General features: G+C 71.0%; 10 protein-coding genes and 1 tRNA gene. 5 read left to right on the top strand and 6 right to left on the bottom strand.

Annotation, left to right across the window (positions count from 1 at the left end; all coding sequences use genetic code 11):
* The first annotated feature begins 13 nt into the window (after nucleotides 1–13).
* Nucleotides 14–532 carry a SixA phosphatase family protein gene (locus MLY01S_RS06195; protein ID WP_067190331.1) on the top strand — a complete coding sequence of 173 codons (519 nt, stop codon included), beginning with the start codon at nucleotides 14–16 and terminating at the stop codon, nucleotides 530–532.
* A 115-nt stretch (nucleotides 533–647) separates the two neighbouring features.
* Here MLY01S_RS06195 and MLY01S_RS06190 read toward each other — a convergent pair.
* A tRNA-Arg gene (locus MLY01S_RS06190) sits at nucleotides 648–724 on the bottom strand.
* A gap of 234 nt (nucleotides 725–958) precedes the next feature.
* On the opposite strand from MLY01S_RS06190, the gene MLY01S_RS06185 reads away from it, so the two are divergent.
* Nucleotides 959–2,800, top strand: a complete 1,842-nt coding sequence (locus tag MLY01S_RS06185; RefSeq protein WP_067190329.1) for a phosphoenolpyruvate carboxykinase (GTP) — start codon at nucleotides 959–961, stop codon at nucleotides 2,798–2,800.
* A gap of 153 nt (nucleotides 2,801–2,953) precedes the next feature.
* Here the strand turns inward: MLY01S_RS06185 and MLY01S_RS06180 are convergent, their stop codons facing one another.
* Nucleotides 2,954–4,147, bottom strand: a complete 1,194-nt coding sequence (locus MLY01S_RS06180; protein WP_067190327.1) for a globin domain-containing protein — start codon at nucleotides 4,145–4,147, stop codon at nucleotides 2,954–2,956.
* Between the two features lie 158 nt (nucleotides 4,148–4,305).
* Nucleotides 4,306–4,752, bottom strand: a complete 447-nt coding sequence (locus MLY01S_RS06175) for an RrF2 family transcriptional regulator (RefSeq protein WP_067190325.1) — start codon at nucleotides 4,750–4,752, stop codon at nucleotides 4,306–4,308.
* 111 nt (nucleotides 4,753–4,863) lie between these two features.
* On the opposite strand from MLY01S_RS06175, the gene MLY01S_RS06170 reads away from it, so the two are divergent.
* Entirely contained in the window at nucleotides 4,864–7,023 is a 2,160-nt protein-coding gene (locus tag MLY01S_RS06170; RefSeq protein WP_067190323.1) for a RecQ family ATP-dependent DNA helicase, read from the top strand.
* A gap of 84 nt (nucleotides 7,024–7,107) precedes the next feature.
* On the opposite strand, the gene MLY01S_RS06165 is transcribed toward MLY01S_RS06170, so the two are convergent.
* A complete protein-coding gene (locus tag MLY01S_RS06165) occupies nucleotides 7,108–8,526 on the bottom strand; it encodes a phosphomannomutase/phosphoglucomutase (protein WP_067190321.1) in 1,419 nt (472 codons plus the stop codon).
* 41 nt (nucleotides 8,527–8,567) lie between these two features.
* Between MLY01S_RS06165 and MLY01S_RS06160 the strand changes: the two genes are divergently transcribed.
* Complete coding sequence (locus MLY01S_RS06160; RefSeq protein WP_082739787.1) at nucleotides 8,568–9,800, top strand: MFS transporter; 1,233 nt, start codon at nucleotides 8,568–8,570, stop codon at nucleotides 9,798–9,800.
* 2 nt (nucleotides 9,801–9,802) lie between these two features.
* On the opposite strand, the gene MLY01S_RS06155 is transcribed toward MLY01S_RS06160, so the two are convergent.
* Together MLY01S_RS06155 and MLY01S_RS06150 are read right to left on the bottom strand one after the other, a co-directional pair.
* Nucleotides 9,803–11,161, bottom strand: a complete 1,359-nt coding sequence (locus MLY01S_RS06155; protein WP_067190319.1) for a polysaccharide deacetylase family protein — start codon at nucleotides 11,159–11,161, stop codon at nucleotides 9,803–9,805.
* A gap of 229 nt (nucleotides 11,162–11,390) precedes the next feature.
* Nucleotides 11,391–12,872 carry a polysaccharide deacetylase family protein gene (locus tag MLY01S_RS06150; RefSeq protein WP_067190317.1) on the bottom strand — a complete coding sequence of 494 codons (1,482 nt, stop codon included), beginning with the start codon at nucleotides 12,870–12,872 and terminating at the stop codon, nucleotides 11,391–11,393.
* A gap of 199 nt (nucleotides 12,873–13,071) precedes the next feature.
* Between MLY01S_RS06150 and MLY01S_RS06145 the strand changes: the two genes are divergently transcribed.
* Nucleotides 13,072–13,935, top strand: a complete 864-nt coding sequence (locus MLY01S_RS06145) for a hypothetical protein (protein ID WP_067190315.1) — start codon at nucleotides 13,072–13,074, stop codon at nucleotides 13,933–13,935.
* The last annotated feature ends 34 nt before the right edge of the window (nucleotides 13,936–13,969 follow it).

Below are 13,969 nucleotides of genomic sequence, written 5' to 3'. Positions count from 1 at the left end.
GTACTGTGGGGCCATGGCCCGCCATGACGTGAAGACCCTGCTCGTGATGCGCCACGCGACCGCCGCCTGGGCGGCCGACGGCGTCGACCACCACCGGCCGCTGACCGGCCACGGCCACGGGGAGGCGGCGGCGACGGGCCGTTGGATGACGGAGCGCGGCTGGATCCCGGATCAGATCGTCTGCTCGGACGCGCTGCGGACGCGGCAGACCTGCGTGTGGATCGGCGAGGCGCTGGGTGAGAAGGCGCCCACCCCGTACCTGGATCCCCGCCTCTACGGAGCGGACGCGACCGGCGCACTGTCGATCGTCAACGAGACCGAGGAGAGCACCCGGAGCCTGCTCGTGATCGGCCACATGCCGTGGGTGCAGGGGCTCGGAATGCGGTTGATGTCCGCTGACTCGGACGAGGACGCCGCCCTCGACATGGCCCAGGACTACCCGCCGGCAGGGCTGCAGGTCTTCGAGGTCGAGAAGCCGTGGGCGGAGCTCGACGGCCGAGACGCCCGTCTGGTGTCCTTCATCACACCCTGAGCCGAGGTGGAGGCGACGCTGCTGCGCGGGGCGAGCGCCGTCGTCGGGAAGCGGCTGGAAGCGCTGGACCCAGGCAGGACAAAAGGCCCCGCACCGTGGTGCGGGGCCTTTTCTCTGGCGCGCCCTAAGGGATTCGAACCCCTGACCTTCTGTTCCGTAGACAGACGCTCTATCCAGCTGAGCTAAGGGCGCTCGTTCTCAGCTCGTCGCTGCGAACTTGTAGAACACTACACGACGATCTCGGGCGATGCAAAGTCGGGGTCCTGGTGCCGTGACGTGACCTGCCCCACGCTTCGCCTCGCGCGCGCTCGGGTAGGATGGGGCCACTCGGAGAGCCACAAGGATGTGGTGCCGCGCTATGGGCGTGTGCCGTGTTCGTGGTGACTCTGACCGGCCCCGGATCGTCTATGGGAGGAAATCCCCATCATGGCTGACAACGCCACCACCGAGTTCGCCCAGCGCGCCACCGAGAACGCGCCCACCTCGTACGCCCAGCTGCTCCAGTGGGTCGGTGAGATCGCCGAGCTGACCCAGCCGGATGAGGTGCACTGGGTGGACGGCTCCCAGGAGGAGTACGACCGCCTCGCCGCCGAGCTCGTGGAGGCCGGCACCCTCACCAAGCTGGCCGAGGACAAGTTCCCCAACTCCTATGCGGCCTTCTCCGACCCGGCCGACGTCGCCCGCGTCGAGGACCGCACCTTCATCTGCTCTGAGAAGGAGGAGGACGCCGGCTTCACCAACAACTGGATGGAGCCCGCGAAGATGCGCGGCATCCTGGAGGACGCCTTCCGCGGCGCCATGAAGGGCCGCACCATGTACGTGATCCCGTTCGTCATGGGCCACCTGGACGCCGAGGACCCGAAGTACGGCGTGGAGATCACCGACTCCGCCTACGTCGTCATGTCCATGCGCATCATGGCTCGCATCGGCACCGACGTGCTGAAGAGGATGGAGGAGACCGAGGCGTTCTACGTCCCGGCCGTCCACTCCGTGGGCGCCCCGCTCGAGCCGGGTCAGGAGGACGTCGCCTGGCCGTGCAACGAGACCAAGTGGATCGTGCACTTCCCGGAGGAGCGCTCCATCTGGTCCTTCGGCTCCGGCTACGGCGGCAACGCCCTGCTCGGCAAGAAGTGCTACGCGCTGCGCATCGCCTCCGTGATGGCCCGCGACGAGGGCTGGCTGGCCGAGCACATGCTGATCCTCAAGCTGACCAACCCGGAGGGCCGGTCCTACCACATCACCGGCGCCTTCCCGTCCGCCTGCGGCAAGACCAACCTCGCCCTGATCGACCCGACCGTCGAGGGCTGGAAGGCCGAGACCCTCGGCGACGACATCACCTGGATCCGCCCGGGCCACGAGGGCGAGTTCCGTGTGGTCAACCCGGAGGCCGGCTACTTCGGCGTCGCCCCGGGCACCGGCTGGTCCACCAACCCGAACGCCATGCGGGCGATCGCCAAGGGCAACTCCCTGTTCACCAACGTCGCCCTCACCGACGACGGCGGCGTGTGGTGGGAGGGCATGACCGACGAGACCCCGGCCCACCTGACCGACTGGCGCGGCAACGACTGGACCCCGGACTCCGACACCCCGGCGGCCCACCCGAACTCGCGCTTCTGCACCCCGATCGACCAGACCGACATGCTGGCGGACGAGTACCACCAGCCGAACGGCGTGAAGCTGGACGCCATCCTCTTCGGCGGCCGTCGCAAGACCACCGTCCCGCTGGTGACCGAGTCCTTCGACTGGGAAGACGGCGTGCTCAAGGGCGCCACCCTCTCCTCGGAGACCACCGCCGCCGCCGTGGGCGCCGTGGGCGTGGTGCGTCGCGACCCGATGGCCATGCTGCCGTTCATCGGCTACGACGCGGGCGACTACCTGAACCACTGGGACAAGGTCTCCGGCGAGGCGGACGCGGACAAGCTGCCGCGCATCTACCTGGTGAACTGGTTCCGCCGCAACCGCGACGGCGGCTTCGCCTGGCCGGGCTTCGGCGAGAACTCCCGCGTCCTGAAGTGGGTCGTGGAGCGCCTCGAGGGCAAGGCTGACGCCACCGAGACCCCCATCGGCTTCGTCCCGACCCCCGAGTCCCTGGACCTCACCGGCCTGGACGTCAAGCCCGAGGACCTCGAGGACGCCCTCAAGGTCGACGCCGACGAGTGGGCCAAGGAGAACGAGCTCATCGAGGAGTGGCTCGGCAAGTTCGGCGAGTCCCTGCCGGCGGCCGTGCGTGAGAAGTTCGAGGCCCAGAAGGCTCGCTTCAACGGCTGACCTGGTCCCGGCCCGGCGGCCGGTGACACCACGACGACGGCCCCCTCGCCTTCACGGTGAGGGGGCCGTCGCGTGTCCGGGGCCGGGGGCGGCGCGGGCCGGTGGGGGCGTGGGGCCGCCGAGGCCTGGAGTCGCCGGCCGGGCAGGCTCGGCTCAGGCGGCGAGCCAGAGGTCCGGGCCGAAGACCTCGTAGTGGATCTGCGTGGCAGGAACACCGGCCTCGATCAGGGCCGAGCGGACGGCCTGCATGAACGGCAGCGGGCCGCAGAGGACCACGTCCGCGTCCTGCGGGACCCGGGCCTGCGCGATGTCCATGCGGCCCTCGCGGGCGCCGAGGCCCTCCGGGGCGTCCGCGGTGGAGCCCAGCCACAGGTGCAGCTCGCCCCGCGGCAGCGCGTCCACGGCGGCGCGGACCTCGTCCGCCAGGGTCAGGGCCGCGGCGGAGCGGTCGGCGTGCAGGGCGATCACGCGGCGCTGCGAGCCGCGGGCGGCCAGGTCCTGCAGGATCGCGGCGGCCGGGGTGATGCCGATGCCGGCGGTGGCCAGCACGAGCGGGCGCTCCTCGTCCGCGGACACGGTGGACAGGGTGAGGTCGCCGTAGGGGTTGGAGACCTCGAGGACGTCGCCGACCTGCACCGAGTCGTGCAAGACCGGGGAGACTTCGCCGCCGTCGTCCCGCTTGACGGTGATGACGCGGACGTCCGCGGAGGCGGCGTCCGAGGAGAGCGAGTACTGGCGGGCCTGCAGCAGGCCGTCGGCCACGGGCAGGCGCACGGACACGTACTGGCCGGGCTCGCCGACGGTGGCTGGGGTGTCGTCGGCCGGGACCAGGCGGAACGTGAACGCGGAGGCGCCGGCGGGCTCCTTGGACTCCACGCGCCACGGGGTCCACATCTTCGTGTTGGCCTGCTTGGCGTAGAGGCCCTTCTCCAGCTTGATCAGGGCGTCGGCCATGAGCCAGTAGACCTCGGTCCAGGCCTCGGCGACCTCGTCGGTGACGGCCTCGCCGAGGGTGTCCGCGATGGCCCAGAACAGGTTCTCGTAGACGATCTGGTACTGGTCCTCGGTGATGCCGAGCGAAGTGTGCTTGTGGGCGATGCGGGAGAGCACGGCCTCCGGCAGGGAGTTCGGGTGCTCGAGCAGGTGCACCGCGAAGCGGACGATCGAGCCGGACAGGGCCTTCGGCTGCTCGCCGTTGCGCTGGTTGGCGCGCGAGAACACGCCATTGAGAAGCTCCGGGTGGGCCTCGAACATGTGGGCGTAGAACTTCGGGGTGATCTCGTCCATGTGGGCGGCGACGACGTCGGCGGTGGCCTCGATGACGGGGCGGGACTTCTCGGAGAGCACGGCTTCCTCCTGGGTGGTGTAAATGTTGCCTGGCGGAGACAAGATTACTCCCGTGGGCGGGGAGTGCAAGGCGAGGGGAGCCGACGGTGACCGAGGTCTCGGAAGGCGAGGGGCCGTCGTCGGGAAGGTTGGGGCGGCAGGCGGTGGGGCCGGGGCGCTCAGCTGGGCGGCAGGGCCGGCAGGCCGAGGGCGACCGGGATGCCGGTGGCCACCAGGGAGCGGACGGTGACCGGCTCGAGCTCAGCGAGGAACGCCTCGCGGGCGCGGTGCAGGGCGGTGCGCAGGCGGCAGGCCCCGGCCAGGGGGCACGGGGTGCCGGACTCGTGGCCCGCGCAGTCGATCACCTCGTCTCGGGAGGCGAGGTCCCGTACCAGGGAGCCGACGCTGAGGTCCAGGCCGGCCGGCGTGATCTGCGCTCCGCCGTAGCGGCCGCGGGTCACGTCCACCGCGCCGCGGCGGCGCAGCTCGACGATCGCCTTGCTCACGTGGTTGTAGGGGACCGCGATCTCCTCGGCGATCCTCTGGCCGGTGGCGCGCTCGTCCGGACGGCGGGCGAGGTCCATGAGGACCCGCAGGCAGACGTCCGTGAACGCGTTGAGCTTCATGGGGCGATTATCCCGCCTCCGGGAGGCGGACTTCCAGTGGGCGACGGTCCTGTCCTCCACAGTCCCGCCGGAGGCCGTCAGAGTGTCCGCTCCGGCTGGCAGACTGGCCGCATGAGCACCGCAGAGCAGACCCCGCCGGCCGACGACTCCCTCCACGCTGAGGCACTGCAGGTGCTGCGCAGCCTCGTGGGGGACGGCCAGGCGCAGTTCAAGGACGGCCAGTACGAGGCCGTCGAGGCGCTCGTGCGGCACCGCCGGCGTGCGCTGGTGGTCCAGCGCACCGGCTGGGGCAAGTCCGCCGTGTACTTCGTCTCCTCGCTGCTGCTGCGGGCGCGGGGGGCGGGGCCCACGCTGATCGTCTCCCCGCTGCTGGCGCTGATGCGGGACCAGGTGGAGGTCGCCTCCCGTGCCGGAGTGCGCGCGGTGACCATGAGCTCGGCGAACGCCACCGAGTGGGACGAGGTCCGGGCACGTCTGGCGGAGGACTCCGTGGACGTGCTGCTGATCTCCCCGGAGCGCCTCAACAACCCCCGCTTCCGTGAGGAGCAGTTGCCGGATCTCGTGGCGCGCATGGGCCTGCTGGTGGTGGACGAGGCCCACTGCATCTCGGACTGGGGCCACGACTTCCGTCCGGACTACCGGCGCATCCGCGACCTCATCGGACGCCTGCCGGCCGTGGGGGAACGGGCGGTGCCGGTGCTCGCCACCACCGCGACCGCCAACGAGCGCGTGGTGCAGGACGTGGTGGAGCAGCTCGGCGTGCAGTCCGCGCAGGAGGTCTTCGTGCTCCGCGGCCCGCTGGCCCGCGCCTCCCTGCAGCTGGGCGTGCTGCGCATGCCGAACCCGGCCTCCCGGCTGGCCTGGCTGATCTCCCACCTGAAGGATCTGCCGGGCTCGGGCATCGTCTACGCGCTCACGGTCTCCTCCGCCGAGGACACGGCGCGGGCCCTCGCCGAGGCCGGATACCCGGTGGTGGCCTACACCGGACGGACGGACCCGGAGCAGCGGGCGCAGATCGAGCAGGACCTCAAGGCCAACCGGGTGAAGGCCGTGGTGGCCACCTCCGCGCTCGGCATGGGCTTCGACAAGCCGGACCTCGGGTTCGTGGTGCACCTGGGGGCTCCGAGCTCCCCGGTGGCGTACTACCAGCAGGTCGGCCGAGCCGGCCGCGGCACCGACCACGCCGAGGTGCTCCTGCTGCCCGGCCCCGAGGACCGGGACATCTGGCGCTACTTCGCCACCGCGTCCATGCCGGACGAGCGCGAGGCACTGGCAGTCCTCGAGGCACTCGAGGCCAACGGCACCATGTCCGTGCCGCAGCTGGAGACCGCCGTGTCCATGAAGCGCACGGCCCTCGAACTGCTGCTCAAGGTCCTGGCCGTGGACGGGGCAGTGGTCCGCGTGGGCGGCGGCTGGCAGCGCACCGGGCAGCCCTGGAGCTACGACTCCGAGCGGTATCAGCGGGTGGCCGAGGCCCGGCTGGCGGAGGAGCGGCTCATGCTGGACTACGAGAACACCGACGGCTGCCGCATGGAGTTCCTCGCCCGCACCCTGGACGACCTCACCGCGGCCCCCTGCGGCCGCTGCGACACCTGCGCCGGCCCCTGGTACCCGACCGGCTCGGACACCGAGGCCCGCGCCGCCGCCGAGCGTTCCCTGGGGCGGGTGGGCGTGCCCCTGGAGCCGCGGAAGTCCTGGCCGTCCGGCATGGACCGGCTCGGCGTGCCCGTGAAGGGCCGCATCCCCGTGGAGCTGCAGGCCGACGAAGGCCGTGCCCTGGCCCGCCTCTCCGACGTCGGCTGGGGCACCCGCCTGCGCGAGCTCCTGCACGGCGAGGACGCCCCGGTGCCGCAGCAGGTCCTGGACGGGGCCGTGAAGGTCCTCTCCGCCTGGAACTGGGAGCAGCGGCCCATCGCCGTCGTGGCCATGCCCTCCCGTGGCCGCCCGCAGCTGGTCGGCTCCTTCGCCGAGGGGATCGCACGGATCGGACAGCTGCCGCACCTCGGCACCCTCGAACCGGTGCACGGCGGTCCCACCGCCGGGCCCGGCGGCAACAGCGCCTACCGTCTCGGCTCGGTCTACGGGCGCTTCGGCGTCCCGGTGCAGCTGGCCGAGATGCTCGCCTCCGCCCCGGACGCCGGTCGCCACGGCCCCGTGCTGCTCGTGGACGACCTCGCCGACTCCCGCTGGTCCATCACCGAGGGCGCGCGCGTGCTCCGGGAGAACGGTGCCCAGGGCGTGCTCCCGTTCGTGCTGGCGCTGTCCGCCTGACGCGACGAGGCGGCCCCCTGCTCAGATGGGCAGGAGGGCCGCCTCGTCTGCGCCGGGCGTCCCCGGCGGACTCTGCGCCGTCCCTCAGCGCTCGGCGCGGACCACGGCGAGCACGCGGTCGCGGACGGCGGCCATGGTGGGCTCGTCCTTCGCCTCGCCGTTGTAGCGCAGGAAGGGCTCGGTGTTGGACGGGCGGAGGTTGAACCACCAGGAGCCGTCCTTTGCGGAGACCGTGGTGCCGTCCATGCGGGAGACGTCGATGTCCTCGCCCTCGTGGTCGGCCAGCACGGCGGCGACGGCGGCGTCCTTGTCCTCCACCTCGGAGTTGATCTCACCGGAGGCCACGTAGGGCTCGTACTCGTCCGCCAGCTCGGACAGCGGGGCGTCCTGGCCGCCCAGCGCCGCCAGCACATGCATGGCGGCCAGCATGCCGGTGTCCGCGTTGAAGAAGTCGCGGAAGTAGTAGTGCGCGGAGTGCTCGCCGCCGAAAACGGCGCCCTCGGAGGCCATCACGGCCTTGATGAAGGAGTGGCCCACGCGGGTCACCACGGCGCGGCCGCCGTCGGCGGCCACCAGCTCCGGCACCGCCTTCGAGGTGATCAGGTTGTGGATGATCACCGGGGTGTCCTCGCCGGCGGCCTTGGCGCGGGCGATCTCGCGGCGGGCCACCAGGGCGGTGATTGCGGACGGGGACACCGGGGCGCCCTTCTCGTCGATCACGAAGCAGCGGTCCGCGTCGCCGTCGAAGGCCAGGCCGATGTCCGCGCCGTGCTCCACCACGGCCTTCTGCAGGTCCACCAGGTTCTCCGGCTCCAGCGGGTTCGCCGGATGGTTCGGGAAGGTGCCGTCCAGCTCGAAGTACAGGTCCACGATCTCCAGCGGCAGCGCCTCGAGCACGTCTCCGCCCAGGACCGCGGGGGTGGTCTTGCCGGCCATGCCGTTGCCGGCGTCCACCACGACCTTCAGCGGGCGGATGCCCCTGAGGTCCACGAGGGAGCGCAGGTACTCGGCGTAGCCGGCCAGGATGTCGCGTTCCTCCACGGTGCCGACCGTCTCGGCCGTCGGGACCTGTCCGGCGTCCAGGTAGCCCTGGGCCACGTCGCGGATCTCGAAGAGGCCGGTGTCCGAGGACACCGGGACGGCGCCGGCCTTGGCCATCTTCATGCCGTTGTAGGCGGCCGGGTTGTGGGAGGCGGTGAACATCACGCCGGCCGCGTCCAGCACGCCTGCGGCGTAGTAGAGCATGTCCGTGGAGATGGTGCCGATCATCAGCACGTTGCCGCCGCGGGCGGTGGCGCCGGCGGCGAAGGCGTCCTTGAACTCGGGGGAGGAGGGGCGCATGTCCCCGCCCACCAGCACGGTCTTGCCGGCCAGGTCCAGCACGTCCACGAACGCGGCACCCACGGCGCGCACGGACTCGGCCGTGATGGTCTCGCCCACGATCCCGCGGACGTCGTAGGCCTTGAACGAGTCGGTCAGTTTGATGTCACCCTGTGTAGTCACGTGGTCGATGGTAGTGGACCCTTCGTGCTAGAAGTGGTCGCATGGACCCCTCCCGTGACGGCTCTCACCAGGACGCCGAGGGCACGGGGCGGTGGGCCCCCGGGCAGGCCGGCTACCGCCGACTGCTCTTCGGTCTCTTCCTCGCGGGCGTCGCCACCTTCGCCCAGCTCTACTCCCCGCAGGGTCTGCTGCCGCTGGTGGCGGCAGACCTGCAGGTGACCTCCCACGAGGCTGCGCTCCTGGTCTCTGCGGCCACCGCAGGCCTGGCACTGTCCGTGATCCCGTGGGCCTTCGCCTCGGACCGCTGGGGCCGTCGGCGGGCGATCGCCGTGTCCATGGTCTCCGCCTGCGTCTTCGCCGTGGCCGGAGGCCTGGCGACCTCCTTCCCGCTGCTGCTGGCCCTGCGCTTCGCCGAGGGTCTGGCCCACGGCGGCGTCGCCGCGCTCGCGGTGGCGCTGATCGTGGAGGAGGTCGAGTCCTTCGCCGTGACCCTCGCGGCCGGCACCTACATCGCGGGCACCACGCTCGGCGGACTGTCCGGACGTCTGATCGCCGCACCGATCGGCGAGGCGGCGGGCTGGCATGCCGGCATGCTGACCGTGACGGGCGTGGGCGTGCTCTGCGTCCTCGGCTTCCTGCTGGTCACCCCGCAGGCGAGGCACTTCGTCCGGCGCCCCACCCCGCTGTCCGGTGTGGTCTCGGCCGCCGTGGAGAACCTGCGATCGCCGGTGCTCTGTGCCGTCTACCTGCAGGGTGCCCTGCTCATGGGCGGCTTCGTGGCGCTCTACAACTACGTCGGGTTCGCCGTGACCGCCGAGCCGCTGTCCTGGCCGCTGTCTGTGGTGGCCCTGCTGTTCCTGGCCTATCTCGCGGGCACCTGGACCTCACCGTGGGCGGGCTCCCTCGCGCTGCGCTTCGGCCGCTACCGGGTCCTGGCGGGGGCGTCGCTGGTGATGGCGGCCGGGGCGCTGCTCACCATCGTGCAGAGCCCGTTCACCCTGATCCCAGGCCTGCTGCTGTTCACCGGTGCCTTCTTCGCCGCACACTCGGTGGCGTCCAGCTGGGCGGGCCTGGCCGCACGCGGCGGCCGCGCCCAGTCCACCTCGCTGTACAACCTCGGCTACTACGGGGGATCGTCCCTGTTCGGGTGGCTCGCCGGCGTGGTCTTCGAGGCCGCCGGCTGGGCGGCCACCGTCCTCGGCATCGTCGGCCTGGTCCTGTGTGCCATCGCCGTGGCGGCCCTGGTGCTGCGCCGGGCCGCCCACGCGGACTGAGCTCAGCCGCGGACCTCGGCCAGGTCATCGCCGACGGCCGAGTAGCCCTGCTCGCGCCAGGCCTCGAGCACGTCCGGGTCCTGCAGCTCCAGCCAGTCGATCATCGTCTGGTAGGTGACGCAGTAGGTGCCCTCCTGCGGGCAGAACTCCTTCATGGTCTCGGCCAGCGCCGGGTTGTAGGCGTCTCCGCCATAGGTGTTGAAGTGGTTCCCGAACACGATCGGCGCACGGTTGGAGCTGGAGACCGAGTCGTACACGTACCGGTAGGTGTCCAGGTAGATCTCTGACAGCTTCTCGGTGTCGTTCTCTCCGACGCCCAGGCGCTGCGAGGAGACCCAGAAGTTGTAGTCCATGGTCATGATGTACGGGTTCTCTGCGCCCATGGACGCGGCCATCGGCGAGTAGAACAGCGGCATCTCGAACTCCCAGATCCCGTCCTCCTGGTAGGGCCAGGCCACACCGCGCTGCTGGGAGCCGCGCGAGGTGTCATAGGTGTGGCCGAACTCCTTCCACACCGGGACGAGCTGGTCCCACCGGCCGTCCAGGCAGGGCAGGCGGTGGCCCTGGATCGCCTCGGCGGGCACCTCGAGCTCCGGGAAGTCCGGATCGTCGTATCCGTTGATGCCGGCCGGGTCCGCGAGGATCTCGTAGAACTGCCGGTGCTCCTCGCGCCAGTCGTCGGTGTCCCACTTGTCACCGCCGTACTTCTCCACGAAGCACAGGTGGCCCATGTAGTGGGTGCCGATCTCGTGGCCGGCGGCGTATGCGGCGTTGACGGCCCGGATGCGCTCGGCGATCTCCTCCTTGGGGCCGCCGAGGTCCTTCGCCACGTGGCCGGGCTCATTGCCCGGGGCCTGGTACCAGGTGCGGTTCTCCGGCTGGAGCAGGTGGATGCCGGACAGGTAGACGGTGAACTTCGCGTCCACCTCCTCGGCGACGTCCATGAAGTACTCGTAGCGGTCGGACTCCAGGCCGCCGTCGAAGGAGTAGAGCAGGAACTGCGGCGGGGTCTCCTCCGCGGAGAAGGCGCGCATCGGCACTCCCTGGTCGTTCGTCTCGCCGTCCGGCGTCCCGGCGCTCTCAGAGTCCCCGGAGCCCTCAGAATCCCCGGCGCCTTCAGAGTCCTGGGAGGCGCCGGCGGTCTCGGACCCGTCGGCGTCGTCGCCCGGCCCGCCGTCGTCCTCGGACGCCTCCGAGGAGCCCTCGGACGTCTTCCCCGCGTCGGTGGTGGCGGTCGACGAGGGCCGCGCGTCCGAGCGGTCCCCGTGTTCCGCCGGATCGGCCTGGCACCCGGCGAGGGTGAGGGCGAGGGCGGCGGTGAGGGCGGCGGCGGACCGACGGGCGGTGAGGACTGCAGGCATGCGGGGCCCCTTCTATCACTGCAGGGAAAGATCGAGCGGCCTTACAGTCTCATGGCTGTTTCACAGCTGACAACCGGCACAGCGGGAGTTCCATGGAAGTTCACCTGTGTCCTTGGTCTCACCTGTGTCCACAAGGGGCCCTCCACCACGACGGCGGCGCCTCACCCTGCCAGGGTGAGGCGCCGCCGTCGGGGTCGCCGGGGCCGTCAGACCGCGCGCGGAGGGAAGGTCACCAGGTGATGTCCTCCAGGTCGTCGCCCTTGGCGGAGGCCTCCGCGGACTGCCACTGCTTCACACGCTCCGGGTCCTGCAGCGAGAGCCACTGGATCACGTCGCGGTGGGTGGTGCAGTAGGTGTCCGGCTCGCCGCAGACCTCGGACATGAACTGCTCCACGGCCGGGTTGAACGCGTTGTCGTTCCAGCCGTTGAAGTGGTTGCCGAGCACCAGCGGGGCGCGGTTGCCCGCATAGGCGGAGGCGTACATGTACCGGTAGGTCTCCAGGGCGGCGTCGTGCATGACATCGCGTTTCTCCGGCTCGTTCTTGGCGCCGTTGATCTTGGCCCAGAAGTTGTAGTCCATCGCGGTCACGATCGGGGAGTCGTCGCCCTCCTTGGCCGGGCTCTCCGGGCCGTCGAAGGCCGGCGAGTACACGACCGGCACCTCGAACTGCCAGAGACCGTCCTGCGAGTACGGCCAGTGCACGCCCGTGCCGAGCGTGGAGGAGCGGGAGGTGTCATAGGTGATCCCGTGCTCCTTCCACGCCGGGACCAGGTCGCTCCACGTGCCGTCCAGGCAGGGCAGGCGGCCGCCGCGGATCGAGTCGGGCTGCACCTCGAGGGTCGGGAAGTCGGCCCCGTAGCCGTTGTTCTCCCGGTAGTTCGTGATGAAGTCGAAGAACTGGTCCAGCTCGGACTGCCAGTCCTCCGTGCTCCAGGTGTCCGCGCCGTTCTTCGAGCTGGCGCAGAAGTGGCCGTTGTAGTGGGTGCCGATCTCGTGGCCGCGGGAGTTCGCCTGGTTCAGGTCGTCGACCAGCTGGGCGATCGACTCTTCGTCAGGGTAGAAGGACACCGCCGCGGCTCCCGGCTCCTGCTTCGGGCCCTGGTAGATCTCGCTGTTGGCCTTCTCCACCAGGTAGATGCCGGTCAGGAACACCGTGAAGCGCGCATCGTGCTCCTGGGCCGTCTCCATGAAGGTCTGCCAGCGGTCGTGCCAGCCGCCGCCGTCGAAGGAGACGAGCACGAACTGCGGGGGCTTCTCGCCCTCCTCGAGCTTCTTCATCGGCACGTTCGAGGGGACGGTGCGCCAGGACTCCTCGTTGGGGACCTCGGGGTTCTCCGGCATGGGCTCGCGCGGGATCGGGGCGACGCCCTTCTCGGACGCCTCCTTCCACTTCTCCTCGTTCGTGCTCTCGTCCGCGCCGCCCTCGGAGTCCTCGGAGCCTTCGGCGTCCTCCGACCCGTCGGACTCGTCGGACCCGTCGGAGCCCTCGGCGTCCTCCGAGTCGCCCGAACCCTCGGCGTCCTCCGCGTCGGTGTCCCCCTCCTGGCCGCCCTCGGCCGGTGCGGAGGCGGACTGCTCCTGGGACGCGCCCTCCGCGGCCTGGTCTTCCTCAGGGGCCTGGCATCCGGTCACGGTCAGGGCAAGGGCCGCCGCCAGCGCCCACCAGCGGTGACGAGACGGCGTGGGTCGTGCTGCCGCAGACAGTGACATGGATGCTCCTTCTGTTCAGGTCCACTGTGGAGGGGGCGCCGTCAGGCAGTCCTCTCACGGTCCAGTGTGCCTCCTGTGAGCATCTAGCGTCAGGTGTTGCAGTACTGCGACGTCGGCCCCGCCCGTGCCTGGACGCGCCCCCGGCGCCCTGCGCAGTGGCACCGGGGGCGCCCTGCCCAGTGACACCTAGACTGGGGACATGGAGTATCTGGTGCCGGTTCTGGCGGTGGTGGTGATCGGCGCGCTCGCCACGGGCGTGACCGTGTGGCTCGGGAAGCGCCCCAAGCCCGAATGCCACGCAGCGTCCGACGCAGGTCCCACGGGCGGAGTGTCCGCGGAGCGGGCCCGGCATGCATCCTCCCTGCTGTCCGAGGACGCCCACCGTGCCGTGTACGGCCGCATCGCCACCAACCGTCCGATGGAGGCGATCACCGAGTACCGCCGCGTGACGGGCCGCTCCCTGCGTGACTCCATGGTGGACGTGCAGTCCCTCGCCGCCTACCCGCAGGTCTACACGCTTCCGCAGGATCAGGACCCGGCCCAGGACGACGCTCCGAATGCCGCCCCCGTCGACACCCATGAGGCAGGTCCGGCCGGCAACGTGGAGGCTCCGGGGAAGACCTCCCCCGAGGCAGGGACGGACCGGCTGGACGGCACCGCACCGAGCGGGGCGGACGCGGCACGGCAGGAGGCGGAGGACACCCAGGGCGAGAGAGCGGAGCAGGACGAGCGGCCGTCGTCGCGAAGCACGGAGGACGCCCAGGCCGGCCCCGCACACGGGGACGGTCTGCCCGAACTGCCTGACGACCTCATGGTCCCGGCCGAGTGGTCCGCCGAGCCCGCCCCGGAGGACCGGCCCTTCGAGGTCGAGGTGATGCGCGGCGACGCCACCGTCCACCTCTCCTCCCGCGACCTGCCGCCGTGGCTGCGCGACCAGCTGTCCGCCATGATGCGCGATGGCAACCTCGAGACCGCCGCCGTGCAGCTGTCCACCCACACCGAGCTCTCCGTGCCCGAGGCGTTCGAGCTGCTCCGACGTATCCAGGAGTCGCGGGGGCAGTGAGGCGGCCCCGCTGCGGCTGTGTGTCCCCAGATGT

The organism is Micrococcus lylae NBRC 15355 (genome assembly GCF_001570885.1).
GTDB lineage: Bacteria > Actinomycetota > Actinomycetes > Actinomycetales > Micrococcaceae > Micrococcus > Micrococcus lylae.
Note: the sequence above shows the minus strand (reverse complement) of the source record. Positions and strands in the feature narration are given on the sequence as shown.